The following is a 21,571-nucleotide window of genomic DNA, read 5'->3' as shown; positions in this document are numbered from 1 at the left end:
GCGGCACGAACAGCACCGGTTACGCCCGCCGGGCGTAGGCCCGCAGCGCGAGCGGCACGAACACCACCAGCAGGCCGGCCATCCAGATCAGCGTCACCGTCAGGTGCGCGGCGACCGGACCGCCCACGAGCAGCCCGCGGATCGTCGCCACCAGCGGCGTGATCGGGTTGACCTGCACGAACGCCTGCAGCCAGCCGGGGAGCGTGTCGGTCGCGACGAACACGTTGCTGCCGAAGGTCAGCGGCAGCACCAGCATGAACATCACGCCCTGCACCGCGCCCGAGGTCCGCACGATCATGCCGACCCAGACCGAGATCCAGCAGAAGCAGAGTCCGAACCCGACGGACAGGGCGACCGCGGCCACCGCCGGCAGGAAACCGGTCTCCACCCGGAAGCCCATGATCGTGCCGAAGGTCAGCATGACCAGGCAGACCGACAGGTACCGGACGACGTCCGCCAGGACCGCACCGACCAGTGGTGCCGCCCGGGAGATCGGCAGCGAACGGAACCGGTCGAAGACGCCCTTCTCGATGTCCGCGTTGAGGTTCTGGCCGAGCGCCACGCCGCCCATCGCCAGCGACTGGGCGAGCATGCCGGGCAGCAGGAACTGCAGGTAAGCGTGCCGGTCGCCGTCGCCGATCGCGCCGCCGAACAGGTACGTGAACAGCAACAGGAAGATCACCGGCTGGATGGTGACGTCGATCAGCGCTTCCGGCGTACGCATCGTCTTGATCAGGCTGCGCTGGGCCAGCGCGCCGCTGTGGGTGAGCACGCTCATACCGGGGCCTCCGTCCGGGTACGGCCGGTCAGGGTGTGGAAGACCTCGTCGAGGCTGGGCAGGTGCAGGGCCAGTTCGGTGACTTCGACACCCTCGGCCCGCATCTGGGCGACCGCGTCGGCCAGGGCGGCGTCGCTGGTCACCGGCACCGAGGCGGTGCCGGGCCGGCTGCCGGCCGCCTCGTCCTTCGCCGCCGTGGTGCCGGGCGCGGCCACCGCGTCGAGCACCCGCAGCACGTCCGGAAGGCGTTCCGGGTCGGCCGGGCGGACCTTCAGGGTCTGGCCGCCGACGCGCCGTTTCAGGCCGTCCGGGGTGTCGTGGGCGATCACCCGGCCGTGGTCCACCACCACGATCTCGTCGGCGAGCGCGTCCGCCTCCTCCAGGTACTGGGTGGTCAGCAGCACGCTGGCGCCCCGCGTCACCTGGGAGCGGACCACGCCCCACATGTCCTCGCGCTTGGCCGGGTCCAGGCCGGTGGTCGGCTCGTCCAGGAAGATCACCTCGGGGTGGCCGACCAGGCTCGCCGCCAGGTCGAGGCGGCGGCGCATGCCACCGGAGTAGGTCTTGGCCGGGCGCCCGGCCGCCTCCTGCAGACCGAACCACTCGAGCAGCTCGACGGCGCGCCGCTTGGCGTCGCGGCCGGGCATGTCCAGCAGACGGCCGATCAGCACCAGGTTCTGGGTGCCGGTCAGATCCTCGTCGACCGAGGCGTACTGGCCGGTCAGGCCGATCTTGCGCCGGACCTGATCGGGGTGCTTGAGCACGTCGACGCCGGCCACGAACGCCGTGCCCTCGTCCGGGCGCAGCAGGGTCGCCAGCACCCGCACGGCGGTCGTCTTGCCGGCTCCGTTCGGCCCGAGCACGCCGAGCACGGTGCCGCGGCGCATCGCCAGGTCGACGCTGTCCAGCGCCTGGGTCTCCCCGAATCTCTTGCGCAGCCCTTCGGCGCGCACCACCAGGTCTTCCACGATCCCGCATCCCCTCCGTGGGTGGCCACGCGCTGTCGCGCGGCCCGAGGGAAAGACTGGGGGGTGGGTCTGGCACGGCGCGCACGTCACGCTGGCATCGGGCTGTCACACCCCTGATCTCGTACGCCTGCCGTGAGCGTCCCGTGTCAGTCCAGCGCGCCGAGCCGTTCCGCCCCGGTGCTGACGACGCCCGGGAACGCGTCGCCCTCGTCGCCGTCGGCCTTCCCGTCGTGGATCTCGATGAACACCTCGCCGACGTCGCCGTGGGCCACCGCCGCGAAGAGCACCACGTCGTCGTCCTCGGAGCCGCCCTCCGGAACGCCGATGAGCGCGGCCGCGTCGGCGTCGAGTCCGGGCAGGGCGATCGCCGAGTAGCGTCGTTGCGCGCCGTTCGCGCCGTTCGCGCCGGTGGTCACCGGGCAGCGGTCCGGTGCGGTGGCGATCTCGCGAACCAGGCCGCGGGCCTTCGCCGCGCCGGGCTCGGCGATGATGTTGATGAGGGTGCGGCCGTCGTCGGTGATGAAGTACCGGTAGACCGAGGCGATGCCGGGGCCGGCGGGTGGTTTCGACTCGTCGCAGAGGTCCTCGCCGCTGAAGGTGGTGTCCGCGTTCTCGCGGCCCTCCTCGAAGACCTCGTAGCCGGGTGGCAGCTGGTCGACGGTGAGCAGGGCCTTCATCAGGTCGTCGGCGGGGGTGGCCGCGGCGTGGGCCGGTGCGCTGACGACGGCGGTCAGCAGGGCGGCGAGGATGACTCTCATCCCCTCACGGTAGGTTCGACGATTCGTGATTTTTCGGATAAGAGCCTTTGCGGGGTTACGTCCATTTTCATGGCTTTATGAAAGAGAAGGCCCCGCCGCGCTTTTACGCGGCGGGGCCGATGTCTCCCCGGTCTCAGGAGGCCGGAGTGCTCGCCGTGGGTTCCGGCTCGGCCTTCGCCGGGCCGTGGTCGTCGACCATCGTGGACTCGTCGAACGGGTCACCGCCGGAGAGCACCAGCTGGGCCCGCTCCCGGTCGAACTCCTTGGTCCAGGTGCCGATCAGGACGGTCGCCACCGCGTTGCCGGCGAAGTTGGTCAGCGCCCGGGCCTCGGACATGAACCGGTCGATCCCGACGATCAGGCCGACACCGTCGACCAGGTCGGGGCGGTGGCTCTGCAGGCCGCCGGCCAGGGTGGCCAGGCCCGCGCCGGTCACACCGGCGGCACCCTTCGATGCGATGATCATGAACAGCAGCAGGGAGACCTGCTCGGCGACGCTCAGCGGGTCGCCCATCGCCTCGGCCACGAACAGCGACGCCATGGTCAGATAGATGGCGGTGCCGTCCAGGTTGAACGAGTAACCGGTCGGCACCGTGATGCCGACGACCGGGCGGGAGACGCCGACGTGCTCCATCTTGGCGATCAGGCGGGGCAGCGCCGACTCGGACGACGACGTCGACACGATCAGCAGGAACTCGCGGGCCAGGTACTTGAACAGGGTGAAGATGTTGATCCGGGCGACCGCCCAGAGGATCGCGCCGAGCATGCCGAAGACGAAGAGGGCGCAGGTGATGTAGAAGCCGAGCATGATCTGCGCCAGGCTGATCAGGGCGTCGACGCCGGTCGCGCCGACCACCGCGGCCATCGCGCCGAACGCGCCGATCGGGGCCAGCCACATCAGCATGGCCAGCACCTTGAAGACGACCTTCTGGAAGTAACCGATGCCCCGCAGGATCGGCTCCGACACGGAACCCAGGCCCTGCAGCGCGAACCCGACCAGCAGCGCCGCGAGCAGCGTCTGCAGCACGTTGCCGTCGGTGAGCGGCGAGAGCAGGGTGGTCGGGATGATGCCGAGCAGGAAGTCGGCGGTGCTCTCCGTCGCGGTGTCACCGACCGCCTTCTGGCCGGCCTCGGCGATCGAGGCGTCCAGGTGCAGGCCGGCGCCGGGGTGGATGATGTTGCCGACGACCAGGCCGATGGCGAGGGCCACCGTGGACATCGTGAGGAAGTAACCGAGGGCCAGACCGCCGACCTTGCCGACCTTGGCGGCCTGCCGGACCGAGCCGACGCCGAGGACGATGGTGCAGAAGATGACCGGACTGATCATCATCTTGATCAGGTTGACGAAGCCGGTGCCGATCGGGCGCAGCTCGACCGCCGTGTCGGGGATGAGCAGACCGACGGCGATGCCGAGCAGGACGGCCACGACGACCGCCGGATACAGGTAACGGGTGCGGTCCTTGTTGACCGGCGGGGCGGAAGCGGTTTCCATGACGAGAATGTGGCCTGGGTCTCACGCCGGATCACCATTACGTTCATTCTGTTCACCCGCACGAAACAAGATCAAGATCAAGGACTCGATGTGGTACGACGCTGGAGCATCGCCCAGCAGCTGTTCGCCCTCCAGGTGCTGGTGGTGACACTGCTGGTCGCGAGTGGCACGGCGGGTGCGGTCCTGCTCGCCCGCCGCGACGCGCGCAACGCCGCGATCGAGGAGGTCACCGCGGTGGCCGAGACGATCGCGCACTCGCCCGCGGTGATCGAGGCGCTGCACACCGCCGACCCGACACCCCTGCTCCAGCCGTACGCGGAGGAGACCCGGGTGGCCACCGAGACCGACTTCGTGGTGGTGATGGCGACCGACCGCACCCGCTACACCCACCCGACCGCGGCCCTGATCGGCCGGCCGTTCGCCGGGTCGGTCGCCGAGGCACTCGCCGGCGGCATGGTCATCGAGGAGTACCGGGGGAGTCTGGGCGACTCGGTGCGTACCGTGGTGCCGGTCCGCGAAACGGGCGGCGGGCCGGTGATCGGGCTGGTCTCGGTCGGCATCACCACCGAGGCGATCAACCGGGACCTGCTCGCCCAGGTCCCCGGCGTCGCCGCCGCCACCGGGGCGGCCCTGCTGCTCTCCGCGGCCGGCGCCTGGCTGCTCAGCCGTCGCCTGCGCCGCCAGACGCACGGACTCGGGCCGGCCGAGATGACCCGGATGTTCGAGTACTACGACGCCGTCCTGCACGCCGTCCGCGAAGGACTCGTGGTGGTCGGCCGAGACGGCCGGGTCGAGCTGATCAACGACGAGGGACGGCGGCTGCTCGGCGCGGCCGCGGACGGCCCGGTCGAGCTGCCGGCCGAGGTCAGCGCCCTGATCACCGAACAACGCCCGACCGTCGACGAACCGGTGCTCCTCGGCGACCGGGTACTCGTGGCCAGCCGCCGGGACGCGCGCTTCGACGGGCGTACCCTCGGATCGGTCCTGACCCTGCGGGACCACACCGAACTCCGCGCGCTGACCGGTGAGCTGGATTCGGTCCGCGGCCTGACCGAGGCGCTGCGCGCGCAGGCGCACGAGGCCGCCAACCGCCTGCACACCGTGCTGACCATGGTCGAGCTCGGCCGGGTCGACGAGGCGCTGCGCCTGGGCACCGCCGAGCTGCAGCTGGCCCAGCAGCTCACCGACCAGGTGGTCGGTGCCCTCGACGAACCCGCCCTTGCGGCGCTGCTGCTCGGCAAATCGGCACAGGCCGGCGAACGCGGCGTGGAACTCACCGTGGACGACGACTCGCAGCTCAGCGGCGAACCGCTGTCCGGTCGCGACCTGCTGACCGTGGTCGGCAACCTGGTCGACAACGCCCTGGAGGCGGTGGCCGGGGTGGACCTGCCCCGCCGGGTCCGGGTGCTGGTCCGGCACGCCGGCGGCGAGGTGCTGGTCCGGGTGACCGACAACGGTCCAGGACTTCCCCCGGAACACGTCGCCGACGCGTTCCGCCGCGGCTGGTCGAGCAAGGGACAGGGCCGCGGCGTCGGCCTGTCCCTGGTCCGGCAGGTGACCGAGAAGTACGGCGGCCGCTACGAGGTGACCGCGGCCGAAGGCGGCGGGGCATTGATCACCGTGCACATACCGGTGCCGTCGTGACCGGTCTCAGCCCGATCCGGGTGCTCGTGGTCGACGACGATCCGCTGATCGCCGAGGCGCACCAGGCGTACACCGAGAAGATCCCCGGTTTCACCGTGGTCGGCGTCGCACACACCGCCCGCGAGGCGATGAACCGCCTGCGCCGCCTCGAGGTCGACCTGGTGCTGCTCGACCTGAACCTGCCCGACAAGCACGGCCTGGAGATCGCCCGCGCGCTGCGGGCGGCCGGCAGCGGCACCGACGTCCTGGCCGTCACCTCCAACCGGGACATCGCGATGATCCGGCAGGCGGTCGCCCTCGGCGTCACCCACTACCTGCTCAAGCCGTTCACCTTCGCGGCGTTCCGCGACAAACTGGACCGGTACGCGTCGTACCGTCGCCAGCTGCTCGAAGCCGGCGAGGTGGCCGCCCAGCACGAGGTGGACCGGGTCATCGCGACGCTGCGGGCGGCCCCGCCGGACACCCTGCCGAAGGGCCTGGACCCGAAGACCTTCGACCTGATCCTCGGTGCCCTGCGGGCCGGCGCCCCGGCGGGCCTGTCGGCGGCCGAGGTGGCCGGGCGGACCGGCACGTCCCGGGTGACCGCCCGGCGCTACCTGGAACACCTCGCCGACTCCGGCCGGGTCGTCCGTAGCCCCCGTTACGGCGGTCCGGGGCGGCCGGAGGTCGAGTACCGCCCTGCATAGACCGTCACGCACGTGTACGGCACGGTGATCCGGCCGCCGCCGGCGTCGATGATCTCGCCGATCCCGGTCAGCACCGCGGCCAGCTGGTCCGGCGGGAGCAGGCTGTGCCCGCCCTGGGTGGGCACCATCGCCAGCCACTCGTCCCGGGTGTACTCCTGCTCCCAGCCGACCGTCCACACCTCCGGCTCGGTGAACCCGCCGGCCTGCCGGATGCCGGGCGCCACCCGGTCGGCGAAGAGCTGCTCGCTGCCCGGCGGCGTCGCGGCCACCGGGATCGGATGGTCCGGCGCCGCCCGGCGGTAGACGTCCAGAAAGGCCTCGGCCTGCTCCGGCGTGGGGTGGGCGACGTTCCAGAACAGCGCCAGCGCGCCGCCCGGACGCAGCACCCGGGCCGCCTTGGCCGCCCCGGCCACCGGATCCACCCAGTGCCAGGTCTGCCCGGCGATCACCGCGTCGAAGGTGCGCCCACGGTCGTCCCAGTCCTCGAAGGTCGCCGTCTCGACGGTGAACCCGTGGCGTTCGGCGACCGCGGCCATCCGTCTGTCGGGCTCGACACCGAGCACCGTGCACCCGGCGTCCCGGAACTGCCGGGCCGCGATGCCGGTGCCTATCCCGACGTCCAGCACCTCCGGTCCGGGCAGGACGGCGGCGATCCGCTCGATCACCGCCGGCGGGTAGCTGGGGCGGGTCCGGTCGTAACGCTCGGCGTCGGCGCCGAACGACTCGGCGACCCGGCGCTCCTCATGAGGTTGAATGGGCATGTGCCCACTCTAATGGGCGAGCGCCCATTTCGGGGACCGGTATGCTGGTCGCGTGCCTACCGGTGTGGCCCTGCGGGACGTTCGTGAACAACTCTTCGACGCCGCCGACCGCATCCTGCTCCGCTCCGGGCCCGCGGCCCTGACCAGCCGGTCCCTGACCGCCGAGGCGGGCTGCGCCAAAGGCGTCCTGCACCGCCACTTCACCGACTTCGACGGTTTCCTCGCCGAGTACGTGCTGGACCGCGCCCACCGGCTCGACACGTTCCTGATGGACACCGTCGGCACCGGCACCGTCGCCGGCAACGTGGTCGACGCCGTCACCGCCGTGTTCACCTCGGTCGCCGTCGCGATCATCCCGCTGATCACCTTCCGCGACGAGCTCCGCTCCCGCCTGCGCCACCAGTGGCCGGCCGGCGTCCCCGTCATCACCGAAGCCGCCGAGATGATCGCCGCCTACCTGGCCGCCGAACAGGACCGGGGCCGCGTGCCGGCCGGCACCGACGTGCAGACGGTGGCCGCGATCGTGATCGGAACCACCCATCTGCTGTACGCCGACCGCACCGGCACACCACCGACCCGCGAGACGCTGGAGCGCGCCGTCAGCGCGATTGTCTAGTGTTCTCGGCATGCCGAGATACGGGGTGATCCTGCTTCTGGAACCGGCCGTCGCGGACGCGTCGATCGCCTACTCCGCCGCACTGGCCGCGGCGCATCCCACGTTCATGGCCCTCGGCCCGGACGCCCCGCCGCACATCACCCTCCTGCACGCCGCCTGCGAACCCGCGCAGGCAGCCGAGTGGTGGTCCGCAGCCCAGCGAGCCGGCGACACGTTCGACGTCGAACGGGCCGGGCTGGTCCTCGAAGAGGTCCCGGTCGGCAACGAGTATTCCCCCGACGGTGGCGTGACCTGCGGCGTGAACATCATCCGCTCGGCCGCCCTGAACCACGCCCACGAGATCGTCCTGGCCGCAGCCCGCGAGGCGGGAACCCGGCCGATGGGCGCCGCCGGCGACCGTTTCCGCCCCCACATCACGCTGAACTTCTTCCGCAGCTTCCCCACCGGCCCGATCCCGTTCGCCGCCCCGGCCGTCTCCGGCCCGGCCACGGCCCGTCTGGCTTTCGGCGAGCTGGGCCCGTTCGGCACCTTCCCCCGCATCATCAGTTCCCGCTGATCGACTCCCGTGCCTGCCGGAACAGGTGCGCGTGCACGTGATCGAACCAAGAGACGACGCGGCCGGCAGCCGGGTCGCTGAACCACCAGCATGGGATGCTTCCCGCCTTGGTGCACAGGACGCGGGGACGGGAGAGGCTGCCGGCGACGCCGTGAAGGTTCTGGAGACCTGCTTGCGGACGAGCGAAGGGCGGCGCGTGACAGCGGACTGGCGGGCGGGAACTGAAATGTGCGCCGCCGGGGACTTGAACCCCGAACCCGCTGATTAAGAGTCAGCTGCTCTTCCAGTTGAGCTAGCGGCGCGAAGCGGAGACGGAGGGAGTCGAACCCCCACGAGACCTCCCGGTCTCCCACCGCTTTCGAGGCGGCGGCCGGCGCCAATCGGCTGGCGTCTCCATCGTGTTTTCTGGTCTTTCGTCGGGTCGGCGGGATTCGAACCCGCGACATCTCGCTCCCAAAGCGAGCGCGCTGACCAAGCTGCGCCACGACCCGTAGTGTCGCCGAGTGGGTTCGAACCACCGGCCTCCGCCTTATGAGGGCGGCGCTCTTGCCTGCTGAGCTACGGCGACAGGTGTTGCGGAGAGCGAGAGATTCGAACTCTCGGCAGGGGGCGTGCCCCCTGCTGCGGATTAGCAATCCGCCGCCTTAGGCCACTCGGCCAGCTCTCCTTGCTCCTGCTTCCCTGACGAAACACGAGCTGAAACTGCGTGGACCCGGCCGGGGTCGAACCGGCCACCTCCCGCTTGCAAGGCGGGCGCTCTACCAGATGAGCTACGAGCCCTTCAGTACCCGGAGCGCGATTCGAACGCGCACTGCCACCGACCTGAACGGTGTGCCTCCTGCCAGTTGGGCTACCCGGGCATGTCTAAAAACGTGCGTGCCCTCGGCGCGACTCGAACGCGCACCGTCCAGGACCTCGACCTGGTGCCTCTGCCGATTGGGCCACGAGGGCGGAACCGCCGTGACGGCGAACGCCACGAGGGCGGGACCGCACGACGGCGATGGAACGTGTCCCCGGAGAGATTCGAACTCCCGACACCCGGATCCGTAATCCGGTGCTCTATCCGCTGAGCTACGGAGACATTGTTCTGCCTGTCCGCTGTGGAGTTGTCATGAGGTGGCACACGAAAAAGCCGCCCGATCCGTATGACGGAGGGCGGCGCGTGTGAGGTCTAGCGTTGAGGCTAGCCGCGCCACCGTCCCAGAAGTCGCAGTCGCAGTCGCATCGAGGCGGAGCGACGGGAACTCATGGGACTCGCAAGCTTGGCGGCCATCGTCACTCCTCTTCTCCGAAATCTGGCTCTCCGAAATCCGGTCCGGCGCTGTCGCGTCCGGCGTGACACCAAAGCTAGGCGACCCCGTGCCGCCCGGCAATCGATTAAAAGCCGGGCCGCCGCAGCTTGCCGAGGAAGCGGAAGAGGTGCGGGTCGAAGCGGGACCGGTCGGCCGACTCCAGCTCGGCGCGGGTCCACCACCGGACGGCGGCGAATTCGCCCTGGTCGGGACGCAGGCTGCGGGCGGAGTTCAGCGCGAGGACGAACCAGAGACTCACGTCGGTGTGCCCCGCGTCGACGCCGACGGTCCGGGTGACGGTCAGGAACAATGGCTCGCCGACGGTGGCGTCGTCGATGCCGAGTTCTTCGGAGATCTCGCGGGCGGCGGTGACCGCCGGATGTTCGCCGACCTCCACGTGACCGCCCGGCGGCAGCCACAGTCGCGCGTTGACGTGGTCGACGAGGAGCACGTCGCCGGTGGCGGGGTCGACCGGCACCACGTACGACACCAGGTGCTCGGGCGGTTCGGCCGGCTTGACCCGGCGGAACACGTCGTCGGTGCTGACCAGCCAGCTGCGGACGTGTGCCTGGTGTTCGGCCTCCAGATTGTCGACCGGATCCATCGCCGTCACCATGTCGTAGACCGCTGCTACGGAGGGATGCATCCGAGCATCATGGCATCCGCCCGCTCGGTAGGGTCCCGGGATGCGTTCCTTCGACGAACTGGTCGCCGAGGCGGCGGCCGCGGACGTGACCGGCTGGGGATTCGGCTGGCTCGACGGGCGGGCCAGTGAGGAACGACCGCCTTGGGCGTACGCGAGAATGATCGCAGAACGCCTGGCCGCCGCCGATGTCGCGCTGGACCTGGACACCGGTGGTGGCGAGATCATCGCGGAGATGCCGGTGCTGCCGCGGCGCATGGTGGTCACCGAGGGCTGGCCGCCGAACGCCGACCGGGCCCGGCAGGTGCTCGGTCCGCGGGGCGTCACGGTGGTCCAGATCGGTCAGGGGCGGCCGCTGCCCCTGGCGGACGGGACGTTCGGCCTGGTCACGAGCCGGCATCCGATCGACCCGGACTGGCCGGAGATCGTCCGCGTGTTGCGGGACGGCGGCACCTATCTGGGTCAGCACGTCGGCGCCGCTTCGGCGTACACCCTGATCGAGGAATTCCTCGGCCCCCTGCCGCGGCAGAACCTGGCCCGCGACGCTGATCGCGAGGCCGCGGCGGCCCGGACGGCCGGGCTGGAGGTGGTCGACCTGAGGACCGCGCGGTGCCGGATGGTGTTCCACGACATCGGCGCGGTGGTCTGGATCCTGCGTAAATGTGTGTGGTGGGTGCCCGATTTCGACATCGACCGGCATCACGAGCATCTGGTACGCCTGGACCGCCGGATCCGTGCCGACGGCGGCTACGAATCGCACTCCACCCGCACCCTGATCGAGGCGCGGAAGCCGGGTCGGCGGTGAGCGGAAGGTGAATGTGGTGGGACGGGCTTGACAACGTCTGCGAAACTCCCGGCCATGTCATCACGACTTCTACGATCATTGATGGCGTTGGCCTTGAGTGCGGGTGCCGTCCTCGGCCTCAGCCCGGCTCCCGCGCAGGCCGCCGCGAACGATTTCACCGTCAGTGTCACCGGCACCGAGTACGTGGCATGGGACGGGTTCGGCGATTACCAGATCCGGGTCGAGACCGCGCCGAACCGGACCGACACCGCCGACATCAGAGCGGCGCTGTATCTGCCGTCGGGCGTCTCCATCCTGCCGCGCGAGCGGACCGTGGACGATTCCGGTCCCTGCGGCGACCAGGGTCACTGCACCGTCGACAAAGCCGAGGACATCGCGCGCGGTGTCTTCACCTGGACCGTCCGTCTGCAGATGGACAGCGGCGCACACCGGATGCGCATGCCCATCGACGCACGGGTCTGGATGGTGGACGCCCCGTTCGATGCCGTCATCTCCGACCAGTTCGACATTCAGGTCGGCTTTCCCAACGACCTGGAGCTCACGGCGACGACTCCGTCGGCCGCGCAGCCGGGCCGGCCCGTGGTCGTGGACGTCACCGCGCAGAACACCGGCGTGAAGCCGGTCACGAAGGCGTCGATCCGCATCGGCGGGATGGCGGAGTGGTACACCGGTCTCGAGCTGTCCGTGAAGGGCTCCCGGTGCGCGCCGCTGGACAAGAATGAGCGCGTGACCTGCACCGTCCCGCTCGCCGTGGAGCCGGGGAAGTCGGTGAGCTTCCAGGCCCGGTTCCTCACCGAGGAGAACGACGACACCTGGGGCGAGTTCGGTTCGATCTTGTTCGAGTCGGTCGATGACCTGTCGGACGGCGGGACGGCCGTGTTCTTCCGGTTCGCCGCGAAGGGCGACACGCCGCCGGCCACCACGTCGCCGTCGCCCAGTTCGAGCAGCGGCGGCGACGGCGGGAACGGTGACGGCGACGAGGGCGGTCAGGGCGGGGGCCTGCCGGTCACCGGTTCGGCGACCGGCCCGCTGATCGGTGGCGGCGTCGCGCTGCTGCTGGCCGGTGCGGGCGCTCTGGCGCTGACCCGTCGGCGTCGCATCACCCTTCGTTCCTGATCGGATGGCAGGCCCGTCCGGCGGGCCTGCCACCGGATAGCCTCTCGTGATGGTCCGGGGGGGCTTTCGTCACGCAGATCACCGTCGCGGCCCGGCAGGCCGGCGGGCTGGAACGTTTCGCCGCGGCCCACGGTGTGGAGTTCCGTCTGGTCGAGCGGGACCGCGGTGCCTTCCCGGTCCAGCCGATGATCGTCCTGTGTAATTCCGGTGACCTGGAGGAGCAGCAGCAGGTCGCCGAGCAGTGGTGCGACCGGCTGCGTGCCGCCGCGATCCCGCCGGCCCGCACCAGGATCGAGGCGGGTCCTGGTTCCTTCGTCGAGCACGGGATCTCCTATTTCGAGCATCTGATCGAGGTACGCCTTCCGGCGCCGGACCCGGCCGTCATCTGCGCGATCACGAACCTGGCCGAGACGTACGGCGCCCGGTTCGCCCAGGAGGACGGCCGCCGTCTCGTGACGCAGCGATGCCACGACGTGAGCCGTGCTGTCGCATCCGGCCGGCGGGACGCCCTGGTCGCCGCGCTGACCGACGCCGGTCACCTGGTGGTCGCGGCCGAGCAGCGGCAGGTGGTGGACGACAGCCACCTCGACCTCGATCACGGCTGGCTCTCTGTTGGCCCGCCACGCCGGGCGCCGCGTGACAGCCGTGACGCGGAGGCGGGTGGGGTGGAGTTCCCGCCGACCTATCAGCCGTTGAGCAGGGGCCGGGCCGTCCGGCAGCGCGGCGCGTTCGATCCGGCGCTGATCCAGTTCCCGTGTGCGTTCACCGCGGGCGAGCCGGTCTTCGCCGACCCGGCGCTCGGTCTGCGCTGGCGGCAGGCCCGCACCGCGGCGATGACGCACGTGCTCGCGGTGATCGCCGGTTCCCCGTGGGTGGAGCAGTTGGTGCTGCGCGGCAGCGTGACGATGGCGTCGTGGGTCGGTGAGGCCGCCCGGCGCCCCGGTGACCTGGACTTCGTGGTCGTCCCGCAGCAGGAGCCGGCCGACGGTCCGCTGGTCGGCGAGATCGCCGCGCTGCTCACGGCGAACCCCGGCGCGGGGATGCGGCCGCGGGACATCGCCAGGTCCGAGATCTGGACGTACGAGCGTGCCGAGGGCCGCCGCCTGGTGATCCCGTTCGGCGGGGACGGCATCCCGGACGGCACCGTGCAGATCGACCTGGTGTTCGGCGAGGACCTGCCGATCGGTCCCGAGCCGCTCGAGGTGCTCGGCGAGGTGCTCTGGGCCGCCACCGCCGAGTTGTCGCTGGCGTGGAAGCTGCAGTGGCTGGCCACCGACCGCTACCCGCAGGGCAAGGACCTGTACGACGCCGTGCTGCTGGCCGAGTACACCACTGTGGACCCGGAGCTGGTCCGTGACCTGATCCGGGCCGCCCGGGTCACCGTGGAGGAGCCGATGATCGGGCTGTACGTCGACTGGGAGAACCTCATCGACGAGTACCCGGGCATTCCCGGGACGGCCGACCAGTGGCACGGTCGTCTTGCGAGGGCCCTGTCCCGGTCCTCGTCCGATAGATTCGCGCCATGATCCACGGGGACTTCGAAACGCACATCACCGTCGCGGCGGGACAGGCCGACGGCCTCGAACTGTTCGCCGAACGGTACGGCGTGACCTTCCTCTGCATCGAACTGGACCGCGGTGATCACCGGTTCCAGCCGATGCTCACCCTGCACGGTTCCGGTTCCCTGGACGAGCAGGAGGCGACCGCGGCGCAGTGGTGCGACTGGCTGCGGTCCGCCGGCCTGCACCCGGTCCGCACCAAGATCGAAGCTACCCCGTGGGCGGACGGGGTGCCCGTATCCGATCAGGACGCCGAGCCCGGCCGCTACTTCGAGCACCACGTCAAACTGCGCCTGCCGTCGGTGGCGGCCGACGATCTCCTCCCGATCGCGGACCTGGCCGAGACGCACGGCGCGCGGCTGTCCCGCAACGCCCGCCGCACCGAGACGGACGGCACCCATCAGCGTTTCGTCAACCAGCGGTGCCACGGCGTCGGGCGGGCCACCGCGACCCTGCGGCTGGAGAGCCTGCTGACCACCCTGCGGTACGCCGGACACGAGCCGGTCTCGGTCGAGCAGGAGTACGTGGTCGTCGACAGCCGTCTCGACCTGGACGAGGGCTGGCTCGTCGCCCGTCCGTTCGTCTACCCGCACGAGAAGCGGGGCCTGGAAGACCTTGCCCGGATACGCCAGGCACGGCAGACCCTGTCCGGTGACCGGTCCTTCCCGCCGACCTACCAGCCGCTGGCCCGGGGCCGTGGCGTCGTCCAGAGCGGCGCCTTCGACCCGGCCGTCAAGCAGTTCCCGAACGCCTACATCGCGGGCGAGCCGGTCTTCGCCGATCCGGCGGTGGGCCATGCCTGGCAATTGTCCCGCACCGCGGCGATGGCCCACGTGCTCGCGGTGATCGCCGGCTCGCCGTGGGTGGAGCAGTTGGTGCTGCGCGGCAGCGTGACGATGGCGTCCTGGGTGGGTGAGGCCGCCCGCCGCCCCGGTGACCTGGACTTCGTGGTCGTCCCGCCGGAGACGGCCGCCGACGGCCCGCTGGTCGGCGAGATCGCCGCACTGATCACGGCGAACCCCGGCGCCGGCCTGCGGCCGCAGGACATGACCAGGTCCGCGATCTGGGCGTACGAGCGTGCCGAGGGCCGCCGCCTGGTGATCCCGTTCGGCGGCGACGGCATCCCGGACGGCACCGTGCAGATCGACCTGGTGTTCGGCGAGCCGCTGCCGATCCCGCCCGCACCGCTCGAGGTGCTGGGGTCGACGGTGCCGGCGGCGACCGCGGAGCTCTCCCTGGCCTGGAAGCTGCTCTGGCTGGCCACCGACATGTACTCCCAGGGCAAGGACCTTTACGACGCCGTCCTGCTGGCCGAGCACAACACCGTCGACCTCGACCTGGTCCGTGAGTTGATGCGCCCCGAACTCGGTGACGAGGCCGACGATTTCACCCCGGCCACCGTGCTGACGTGGGACTTCGTCGACTGGGAGAATTTCGCCGACGAGTACCCGGGCGTCACCGGCACCGCGGCCCAGTGGCTCCGCCGCCTCGCCGTGGCCCTCGACCGCCCTTCACGATGATTGCCGTCGAAGCCCAACCGTGAGACGCTCGTTGTATGACATCTGTACGACAGGATGAGGCTCAGGAGGCTCTGCGAAGGAAAGCCGCCAGCCAGACCGGCCTGTCCACGCCGAAGGAGAGCCATTCACGGCGGGTCCGGCGGGAGGCGGACACCCCCGCTTCGCACATCGCCCAGGTTCGGCTGCAGCCTGACGAAATGGCGGACCTTCGTACGGTGATGCGTGCGCTCGACCTCGCCACCACCTCGGAGGCGCTGCGCGAGGGGATCCGGCTGCTGATCCGGGAAGCGAAAGAGATCGCAGCGACCCAGCAGATCAACGAGTTCTACGGCGGCCGGAAAGCGCCCCTGCCTGACGGCGTGGTGCCGGCGACCCCGGACGAGTTGGCTGCCGCGGACGCCGAGGAGTGGTGACGTCAGCTCACCTCGAACCGCTTCGGGGCGAGGTCTGGGTGTGTGCCGTGCCGATTGCCGGACCGCATCCCGTCGTGGTGCTGACCGTCAACCGGATCGCCGAACCGTTGTCGGCAGTCACCGTCGCGCTGATCACCGGAACGTCCGGCCCGGCGGCCACGCACATGCGGATCGGTCCAGAAGCCGGGATCAAGAAGTACGACGAGTCTTATGTGAACTGTGCGGACCTGCACACCGTCGACAAGCCCCGATTGCGGCGGCAGCTCGGCCGGCTGGCGGTCGCCGAGATGCGTGGCGTCGAGTCGAGAGTCCGGCAGATCCTCGGGCTGTGACGGTCCCGGCGCCTGGGGAAGGCGCCGGGACCGGTGATCACGCCGCGGGGCGGTAACCCGCCGGGCGGCTGGTGAACGTGCCCCGCCCGCTCGTGCGGCTCCGCAACAGGGTCGCGTAACCGAACAGGGCCGACAGCGGGACGATCGCGCTCACCGTGCGTACCCCGGAATCCACGATCCGGCCGCGCCGCGCGGCGATGTCGCCGAGCACCGCGCCGATCGCGTCCGACGGGGCGTTCACGGTGACCTCGGCGACCGGCTCGAGCAGCTGCAACGTCGCCGCACCCAGCGCAGCGCGCAGGCCGAACCGGCCCGCCGCGCGGAACGCCATCTCGGATGAGTCCTTGACGTGCGTCTGGCCGTCGGTGAGCGTGACCCGCAGGCCGACCACCGGATGGCCGCCGAGCGGTCCGGCCGCCAGCGTGTCCCGGCAGCCCTGTTCGACCGCGCGGACGAACTCGGCCGGCACGCGTCCGCCGGTCACCGTGGAGGCGAACTCGAAGCCTGTGCCGTCGATCGGCTCGACGTCCAGGACCACGTGCGCGAACTGGCCCGAACCTCCGTCCTGTTTGACGTGCCGGTAGACGAAACCGGTCACGCCGCCGACGACGGCTTCGCGGTGCGCCACCTGCGGACGGCCGGTGGTCACCTCCAGGCCGGTCGCCTGCCGCAGTTTCTCCACGGCTACCTCCAGATGCAGCTCGCCCAGTCCGGACAGCAGGGTCTGACCGGTTTCGGCGTCCGTGCGTACCCCCAGGGACGGATCTTCCGCGGCGAGCGCGGCCAGCGCACCCGGCAGGCGTTGCGCCTGGGCTCGGGTCTTCGCCTCGACCGCGACCGAGACCAGCGGTTCGGCGGTACGCGGCGCCTCCAGCTGCACCGGTTGAGCCCGGCTGGAGAGGGTCGCGCCGATCACGGCGTGCTTTACCCCGGCGACCGCGACGATGTCCCCGGCGACGGCCCGGTCGACGTCGGTGTGCCGGTCGGCCTGCACCCGCAGGATGCGGGCGATCCGTTCGGTACGCCCGGCGCCCGCGTCCCACACGGTGTCCCCCTTCACGATCGTTCCCTGGTATATCCGCAGGTAGGCGAGGCGGTCCCGCCGTTTGAACACCAGCGCGGCGAGATCGCCCGCCGGGTCGCCGTCCGGCGCGGGGAGGTAGTCGACGACGGCGTCGAGCAGTTCCGTCACACCTCGGTCGCGGAAGGCCGAGCCGCACAGGACGATGACGGCCTCGCCGGAGAGCGTGAGGTCCCGAAGCGCCTTTTCCAAGGTTTCATCTGACATATCCGAAATCTCGGCTAAAGCAGCCAAGTGGCGCTCGGCCACCGACTCCTCCAGTGCGCGCCGAGCGTCCGCCACCGACGCCGGAGGCCGGTGCACCAGGTCGATCACGCCGCTGAAGTCGCCCTCACGGCCCACCGGCACCTGCACGACCAGCGGAACCACCTCGAGACGCTCCCGGATCGAGGCCACCGCCGCGTCCAGGTCGGCGCCCGGCCGGTCCATCTTGTTGACGAACGCGATCCGCGGCACGCCGTAGCGGTCCGCCTTGCGCCAGACCGTTTCCGACTGCGGCTCCACCCCGGCCACCGCATCGAAGACCGCCACCGCCCCGTCCAGGACGCGCAGCGAACGTTCGACCTCGTCGGAGAAGTCGACGTGACCGGGCGTGTCGATCAGATTCAGTCGGTGATCGCGCCAGTCGGTGCTGACCGCCGCCGCGAAGATGGTGATGCCACGATCCCGCTCCTGCTGGTCGAAGTCGGTCACGGTGGTGCCGTCGTCGACCCGCCCGGTCTTGTGGACGGCGCCGGTGGTGAACAGGATGCGCTCGGTCAGAGTGGTCTTGCCCGCGTCGACGTGGGCCAGGATGCCGAGATTGCGCGTGGTTGCCTGCATGATCGTTGCTTTCGAGGTGATCCGAAAAGTGGGCGGCGCCCGCCGAACCGCTCGATCGCGAGGATCAGATGCGGTCAGGCACGGCCAGCCCCGGTGGCGCAGCCGGGGCTGGGCGACGGGGACACGAGGATCAGCTCGAAACGCGACACGGGGATGACGACGGTCGTGCGGTAACGCATGACGTGTCTCCTCCCGGTCGCGGTGATGTGCGCCGACTCTAGAAGCCGGGCGCGCACGGTGTCGACCGAATATCGTCGATCGATGGCGGTCGTCATTCCGGTCTTGCTGATCATGGTGGCCTACCGCGTCTGGGTCCTCACCGGCCCGCGCCGCGCGCAGCCGATCGCCGGCCCGCTCACCGCCCTCCTCCTTCTCCTGCTCAGCGGTTCGCCGCCGGCTGAGGTGGGGCTCACCCTCACCGGTGGGGCGTACGCGGTGAGCGCGGTCGCGTCCGTCGCCGCCGTCTACGGGCTGGCGTGGCTGATCCCGGCCGGCCGTCGCGCCCTGGCCACCGGCCGGCGGTACCCGCGACCGGTACTGGCCGCGCTGGTCGGGGTGCCACTGTCCACCGTGATCTTCGAGGAGGTGGCGTTCCGGGGCGTGCTGTGGACCGTGCTCGCCGACACCCACGGCCCCGGGTGGGCCACCGCGATCACCGCGCTCCTCTTCGGCATCTGGCACTTTTCACCCGAAGCGGGGTTCCGAAGGTCCCTCGGACCAGTGGCGTTCACCACCGTCGCCGGGGTGCTCCTGGCCCTGCTGCGGCACCTCTCCGGGGGGCTTCTGGCCCCCGTGCTCCTGCACTGGACCGCCAACGGCCTGGGCATTCTCGCCACCGCGGCGATCACGCGCCGCGGCCAGGACGCATCCGGTGAACGCCGCAACGGTCGGTGAAAGGGGCGGTGCGGCCCGGTCGGCCTGGCTAGGCTCACGACGAGGCGTCCGGTGTCTCGCCGAAGCCACGAGGGGGGAGTGGCGCGCCGCCCGGATGCTCCCTTTCTGACCTCTGTGCCGCGTGTGTCGCATACGCGGCCGTTCGGCGTTCCTACGCCACCAGCCTCGTCAGCTTCAGGAGATACGCAGTGAGCAGTCAACCCGTGGCGGCGCCGGCCAAGCTCGATGCCGCCGTCCTGAAGATCGCCGGGGTCGTCGTCCTCGGTGCGATCATGTCAATTCTCGACGTGACCGTCGTCAGCGTCGCACTCCCGAAATTCCAGGAGGTCTTCGACGCCTCGTACGCCGAGGTCGCCTGGACGATGACCGGCTACACCCTGGCCCTGGCCACAGTCATCCCACTGACCGGATGGGCCGCCGACCGGTTCGGGACGAAACGGCTCTACATGACCGCGCTCGTCCTGTTCACCATCGGCTCGGTGCTCTGCGCCACCGCGGACAGCATCAGCATGCTGATCGGATACCGCGTCCTGCAGGGCCTCGGCGGCGGCATGCTCATGCCCCTCGGCATGACGATCATGACCCGGGCCGCCGGACCCGACCGGATCGGCCGCCTGATGGCCGTCCTCGGCATCCCGATGCTGCTCGGCCCGATCGGCGGCCCGATCCTCGGCGGCTGGCTGATCGACGTACGCAGCTGGCACTGGATCTTCCTGATCAACCTGCCGGTCGGCCTCATCGCCCTGGTGTACGCCCAGATCGTCCTGCCGAAGGACAACCCGGAACCGTCCGAGTCGTTCGACTTCGTCGGCATGCTGATGCTCTCGCCCGGTCTGGCCCTCTTCCTGTACGGGGTGTCCTCCCTGCCGGAGACCGGCACCATGTCCGACAACAAGGTGTGGCTGCCGATGCTGGTCGGCGGTCTGCTGGTGATCGGCTTCGTGTTCTACTCGTTCAAGCCGAAACACCCGCTGCTCGACCTGCGGCTACTCCGCAACCGCAACCTGAGCGTGGCATCGATCAGCCTGGCCGTGTTCACCGTCGCGTTCATGGGCGCCGGTCTGCTCTTCCCCAGCTACTTCCTGCAGGTACGCGGCGAGTCGACCCTCGACGCCGGCCTGCTGATGGCTCCCCAGGGCCTCGGCGCCATGGTCACCATGCCGATCGCGGGCATGCTCGCCGACAAGATCCCGGTCGGGCGTACGGTGCCGTTCGCGTTGCTCTTCATCGCGGCAGGCTTCTTCACCTTCACCCAGGTCGGCACGGACACCTCATACTGGCTGCTCTGCGGCTCCCTGTTCGTGATGGGCCTCGGCATGGGCGGCACCATGATGCCGATCATGACGTCGGCGCTGCGCACCCTCACCAACCACGAGGTGGCCCGCGGCTCGACCATCCTGAACATCCTGCAGCAGATCGCCGGCTCGATCGGCTCCGCCATCATGTCGGTGATCCTCACCGAACACCTCAACGACTCCGCGGTGGTGCCGGGCATCCCCGGCCCGGACGGGGCGCCCCTCACCGAGGCGGGCCTGGCGATCGCTTCGGTACGGGATCCGGCGGTAGCCCAGCAGATCCCGGACCCGAGCATCCTCGAACGGGGCCTGCAGTTCGTAGCCGACTCCTTCGGCGCAACCTTCATGATCGCCTTCGCCCTGGTGCTGCTGACCTTGATCCCGGCGTTCTTCCTGCCCCGCAAGCGCGAGGTGTCCCACCTGCTCGACGGAGAGGCAGCCGACCGCCCGGCCGCGATCCCGCTTCACTGACCCACCGTCGCGCCGGTTCTCGGCTCCGACCAGAGAGCCGGCTCCCGGGGCGGTGGCCGCACCCGAAGTCGTCGCTCCGGGATGGCCGCGCCCGAAGCTGCTGTGTCGGACGGCTACCGCACCCGAAGTCGCAATCTTCGGGTCGTCAGGCGCACCCGAAGTCGTTGTTCCGAGGGGGCGGTAGGCGCACCCGAAGTCGTTGTCCCGAGGGGGCGTCAGGCGAACCCGACGTCGTTGTCCCGAGGGGTCGGTAGGCGCACCCGACGTCGCTGTTCCGAGAAGTCGTCAGGCGAACCCGACGTCGCAGTCGTCAGGCCGGTGGGAGCACCCGAAGCTGCTTTGGGTGCGGTGACCCCTTTTGGGGGTCGGTGGCCGCGCCCGGTGTTGTGTTCGGGTGCGGTGGCCTGGCCTTTGAGGGCGGTGGCCGCACCGGGTGTCGTGTTCGGGTGCTGTGGCCCCCTTTGAGGGTGGTGACCGTGCCCGATGCGGTGATCGGGTGCGGTGGCCTGGCCTTTGAGGGCGGTGGCTGCGCCCGGTGTCGTGATCGGGTGCGGTGGCTGCCCTTCGACGGCGGTGGCCGCACCCGGTGTCGTGATCGGGTGCGCGTGCGGCGGCTGCTCGGCCTTTGCTTGGTTGTTGGTGGTGTGGCGGGTGGTGCTCGTCCGGGCGTTCCTGATGTCGCCGTCTCGGGCGGTAGGCGCACCCGACGCCGCAGCTGTCAGGGCGGTGGCCGTGCCCAGTGTCGTGATCGGGTGCGGTGGCCCCCTTCGAAGGTGGTGGCTGCGCCCGCTGTTGTGTTCGGGTGCGGTGGCCTGGCCTTTGAGGGCGGTGGCTGCGCCCGGTGTCGTAATCGGGTGCGGTGGCCCCCCTCGGAGGCGGTGGCTGCGCCCGGCGTTGTGTTCGGGTGCGGTGGCCCCCCTCGGGTGCGGTGGCTGCGCCCGGTGTCGTGATCGGGTGCTGTGGCCCGCCATTGGAGGGTGGTGGCGGTGCCCGGTGTCGTGATCGGGTGCGGTGGCCTGGCCGTGTGGCCGCGGGTTCGGGCGCCTTTGACGGGAAACGCCAGTGCTAC

The 21,571-nt window shown here is 70.4% G+C and carries 19 protein-coding genes and 9 tRNA genes; 12 read left to right on the top strand and 16 right to left on the bottom strand.

Annotation, left to right across the window (positions count from 1 at the left end):
• Positions 1–19: 19 nt before the first annotated feature.
• The 4 genes from WH85_RS13430 to WH85_RS13415 form a co-directional block, all read right to left on the bottom strand.
• Positions 20–778 (bottom strand): ABC transporter permease, encoded by a 759-nt coding sequence (locus tag WH85_RS13430; RefSeq protein WP_045742156.1) that lies wholly within the window; start codon positions 776–778, stop codon positions 20–22.
• On the bottom strand, positions 775–1,746 hold the full coding sequence (locus WH85_RS13425; protein WP_045742155.1) for a daunorubicin resistance protein DrrA family ABC transporter ATP-binding protein: 972 nt from the start codon (positions 1,744–1,746) through the stop codon (positions 775–777). The genes WH85_RS13430 and WH85_RS13425 overlap by 4 nt, the downstream gene beginning before the upstream one ends.
• A 146-nt stretch (positions 1,747–1,892) precedes the next feature.
• Positions 1,893–2,504, bottom strand: coding sequence for a hypothetical protein (locus WH85_RS13420; protein ID WP_045742154.1), 612 nt, complete (start codon positions 2,502–2,504; stop codon positions 1,893–1,895).
• A 133-nt stretch (positions 2,505–2,637) separates the two neighbouring features.
• Positions 2,638–3,996 (bottom strand): cation:dicarboxylate symporter family transporter, encoded by a 1,359-nt coding sequence (locus tag WH85_RS13415; protein WP_045742153.1) that lies wholly within the window; start codon positions 3,994–3,996, stop codon positions 2,638–2,640.
• Positions 3,997–4,086: 90 nt separating this feature from the next.
• Between WH85_RS13415 and WH85_RS13410 the strand changes: the two genes are divergently transcribed.
• Together WH85_RS13410 and WH85_RS13405 are read left to right on the top strand one after the other, a co-directional pair.
• Complete coding sequence (locus WH85_RS13410) at positions 4,087–5,640, top strand: sensor histidine kinase (protein ID WP_045742152.1); 1,554 nt, start codon at positions 4,087–4,089, stop codon at positions 5,638–5,640.
• On the top strand, positions 5,637–6,326 hold the full coding sequence (locus WH85_RS13405; protein ID WP_045742151.1) for a response regulator: 690 nt from the start codon (positions 5,637–5,639) through the stop codon (positions 6,324–6,326). Before WH85_RS13410 ends, WH85_RS13405 begins: the two co-directional genes overlap by 4 nt.
• On the opposite strand, the gene WH85_RS13400 is transcribed toward WH85_RS13405, so the two are convergent.
• Positions 6,281–7,087, bottom strand: a complete 807-nt coding sequence (locus tag WH85_RS13400; RefSeq protein WP_045742150.1) for a class I SAM-dependent methyltransferase — start codon at positions 7,085–7,087, stop codon at positions 6,281–6,283. The genes WH85_RS13405 and WH85_RS13400 overlap by 46 nt on opposite strands.
• A gap of 52 nt (positions 7,088–7,139) precedes the next feature.
• On the opposite strand from WH85_RS13400, the gene WH85_RS13395 reads away from it, so the two are divergent.
• Both WH85_RS13395 and WH85_RS13390 read left to right on the top strand, forming a co-directional pair.
• On the top strand, positions 7,140–7,703 hold the full coding sequence (locus tag WH85_RS13395; RefSeq protein ID WP_045742149.1) for a TetR/AcrR family transcriptional regulator: 564 nt from the start codon (positions 7,140–7,142) through the stop codon (positions 7,701–7,703).
• Between the two features lie 10 nt (positions 7,704–7,713).
• Positions 7,714–8,259 carry a 2'-5' RNA ligase family protein gene (locus WH85_RS13390; protein ID WP_045742148.1) on the top strand — a complete coding sequence of 182 codons (546 nt, stop codon included), beginning with the start codon at positions 7,714–7,716 and terminating at the stop codon, positions 8,257–8,259.
• 229 nt (positions 8,260–8,488) lie between these two features.
• Here the strand turns inward: WH85_RS13390 and WH85_RS13385 are convergent.
• The 10 genes from WH85_RS13385 to WH85_RS13345 form a co-directional block, all read right to left on the bottom strand.
• Positions 8,489–8,561: transfer RNA gene (locus WH85_RS13385), tRNA-Lys, on the bottom strand.
• 4 nt (positions 8,562–8,565) lie between these two features.
• Positions 8,566–8,654 (bottom strand) — tRNA-Ser (locus tag WH85_RS50330).
• Positions 8,655–8,675: 21 nt separating this feature from the next.
• Positions 8,676–8,750: transfer RNA gene (locus WH85_RS13380), tRNA-Pro, on the bottom strand.
• A gap of 3 nt (positions 8,751–8,753) precedes the next feature.
• Positions 8,754–8,827: transfer RNA gene (locus WH85_RS13375), tRNA-Met, on the bottom strand.
• Between the two features lie 8 nt (positions 8,828–8,835).
• Positions 8,836–8,926, bottom strand: a tRNA-Ser gene (locus tag WH85_RS13370).
• A gap of 40 nt (positions 8,927–8,966) precedes the next feature.
• A tRNA-Ala gene (locus WH85_RS13365) sits at positions 8,967–9,039 on the bottom strand.
• 5 nt (positions 9,040–9,044) lie between these two features.
• Positions 9,045–9,119: transfer RNA gene (locus WH85_RS13360), tRNA-Leu, on the bottom strand.
• Positions 9,120–9,136: 17 nt separating this feature from the next.
• Positions 9,137–9,210: transfer RNA gene (locus WH85_RS13355), tRNA-Leu, on the bottom strand.
• Between the two features lie 57 nt (positions 9,211–9,267).
• A tRNA-Arg gene (locus WH85_RS13350) sits at positions 9,268–9,340 on the bottom strand.
• Positions 9,341–9,636: 296 nt separating this feature from the next.
• The gene (locus WH85_RS13345; protein WP_045742147.1) at positions 9,637–10,197 is read right to left on the bottom strand and encodes an NUDIX domain-containing protein; all 561 of its coding nucleotides are present in this window, start codon (positions 10,195–10,197) and stop codon (positions 9,637–9,639) included.
• 40 nt (positions 10,198–10,237) lie between these two features.
• On the opposite strand from WH85_RS13345, the gene WH85_RS13340 reads away from it, so the two are divergent.
• The 6 genes from WH85_RS13340 (at position 10,238) to WH85_RS13315 (ending at position 15,939) form a co-directional block, all read left to right on the top strand.
• Positions 10,238–10,999 carry a class I SAM-dependent methyltransferase gene (locus WH85_RS13340; RefSeq protein WP_045742146.1) on the top strand — a complete coding sequence of 254 codons (762 nt, stop codon included), beginning with the start codon at positions 10,238–10,240 and terminating at the stop codon, positions 10,997–10,999.
• Between the two features lie 81 nt (positions 11,000–11,080).
• The gene (locus WH85_RS13335) at positions 11,081–12,115 is read left to right on the top strand and encodes a COG1361 family protein (RefSeq protein WP_045742145.1); all 1,035 of its coding nucleotides are present in this window, start codon (positions 11,081–11,083) and stop codon (positions 12,113–12,115) included.
• A 134-nt stretch (positions 12,116–12,249) separates the two neighbouring features.
• Positions 12,250–13,641, top strand: coding sequence for a nucleotidyl transferase AbiEii/AbiGii toxin family protein (locus tag WH85_RS13330; RefSeq protein ID WP_245673926.1), 1,392 nt, complete (start codon positions 12,250–12,252; stop codon positions 13,639–13,641).
• Positions 13,638–15,194, top strand: a complete 1,557-nt coding sequence (locus tag WH85_RS13325) for a nucleotidyl transferase AbiEii/AbiGii toxin family protein (protein WP_045742143.1) — start codon at positions 13,638–13,640, stop codon at positions 15,192–15,194. The genes WH85_RS13330 and WH85_RS13325 overlap by 4 nt, the downstream gene beginning before the upstream one ends.
• A 197-nt stretch (positions 15,195–15,391) precedes the next feature.
• Positions 15,392–15,607, top strand: coding sequence for a hypothetical protein (locus WH85_RS48660; protein WP_083448977.1), 216 nt, complete (start codon positions 15,392–15,394; stop codon positions 15,605–15,607).
• Positions 15,601–15,939, top strand: a complete 339-nt coding sequence (locus WH85_RS13315) for a type II toxin-antitoxin system PemK/MazF family toxin (protein ID WP_342669781.1) — start codon at positions 15,601–15,603, stop codon at positions 15,937–15,939. The genes WH85_RS48660 and WH85_RS13315 overlap by 7 nt, the downstream gene beginning before the upstream one ends.
• Positions 15,940–15,976: 37 nt before the next feature.
• Here WH85_RS13315 and WH85_RS13310 read toward each other — a convergent pair whose 3' ends face one another.
• Entirely contained in the window at positions 15,977–17,842 is a 1,866-nt protein-coding gene (locus tag WH85_RS13310; RefSeq protein ID WP_045742141.1) for an elongation factor G, read from the bottom strand.
• Positions 17,843–18,103: 261 nt separating this feature from the next.
• On the opposite strand from WH85_RS13310, the gene WH85_RS13305 reads away from it, so the two are divergent.
• Together WH85_RS13305 and WH85_RS13300 are read left to right on the top strand one after the other, a co-directional pair.
• Positions 18,104–18,736: a CPBP family intramembrane glutamic endopeptidase gene (locus WH85_RS13305; protein ID WP_052720409.1), complete on the top strand. Its 633-nt coding sequence runs from the start codon at positions 18,104–18,106 to the stop codon at positions 18,734–18,736.
• Positions 18,737–18,924: 188 nt separating this feature from the next.
• Positions 18,925–20,502: a DHA2 family efflux MFS transporter permease subunit gene (locus tag WH85_RS13300; RefSeq protein ID WP_045742140.1), complete on the top strand. Its 1,578-nt coding sequence runs from the start codon at positions 18,925–18,927 to the stop codon at positions 20,500–20,502.
• Positions 20,503–21,571 lie beyond the last annotated feature (1,069 nt).

Source organism: Actinoplanes rectilineatus (assembly GCF_000962825.1).
Lineage (GTDB): Bacteria > Actinomycetota > Actinomycetes > Mycobacteriales > Micromonosporaceae > Actinoplanes > Actinoplanes rectilineatus.
This window is presented reverse-complemented; position numbering and strand designations above follow the sequence as displayed.

Bases quoted from the DNA above. Each gene is read 5' to 3' on its own strand.
- WH85_RS13415 (WP_045742153.1), bottom strand. From the start codon at position 3,996: ATGGAAACCGCTTCCGCCCCGCCGGTCAACAAGGACCGCACCCGTTAC.
- WH85_RS13400 (WP_045742150.1), bottom strand. From the start codon at position 7,087: ATGCCCATTCAACCTCATGAGGAGCGCCGGGTCGCCGAGTCGTTCGGC.
- WH85_RS13305 (WP_052720409.1), top strand. From the start codon at position 18,104: ATGGCGGTCGTCATTCCGGTCTTGCTGATCATGGTGGCCTACCGCGTC.
- WH85_RS13345 (WP_045742147.1), bottom strand. From the start codon at position 10,197: ATGCATCCCTCCGTAGCAGCGGTCTACGACATGGTGACGGCGATGGAT.
- WH85_RS13390 (WP_045742148.1), top strand. From the start codon at position 7,714: ATGCCGAGATACGGGGTGATCCTGCTTCTGGAACCGGCCGTCGCGGAC.
- WH85_RS13430 (WP_045742156.1), bottom strand. From the start codon at position 778: ATGAGCGTGCTCACCCACAGCGGCGCGCTGGCCCAGCGCAGCCTGATC.
- WH85_RS13340 (WP_045742146.1), top strand. From the start codon at position 10,238: ATGCGTTCCTTCGACGAACTGGTCGCCGAGGCGGCGGCCGCGGACGTG.
- WH85_RS13420 (WP_045742154.1), bottom strand. From the start codon at position 2,504: ATGAGAGTCATCCTCGCCGCCCTGCTGACCGCCGTCGTCAGCGCACCG.
- WH85_RS13335 (WP_045742145.1), top strand. From the start codon at position 11,081: ATGGCGTTGGCCTTGAGTGCGGGTGCCGTCCTCGGCCTCAGCCCGGCT.
- WH85_RS13325 (WP_045742143.1), top strand. From the start codon at position 13,638: ATGATCCACGGGGACTTCGAAACGCACATCACCGTCGCGGCGGGACAG.
- WH85_RS13310 (WP_045742141.1), bottom strand. From the start codon at position 17,842: ATGCAGGCAACCACGCGCAATCTCGGCATCCTGGCCCACGTCGACGCG.
- WH85_RS48660 (WP_083448977.1), top strand. From the start codon at position 15,392: ATGGCGGACCTTCGTACGGTGATGCGTGCGCTCGACCTCGCCACCACC.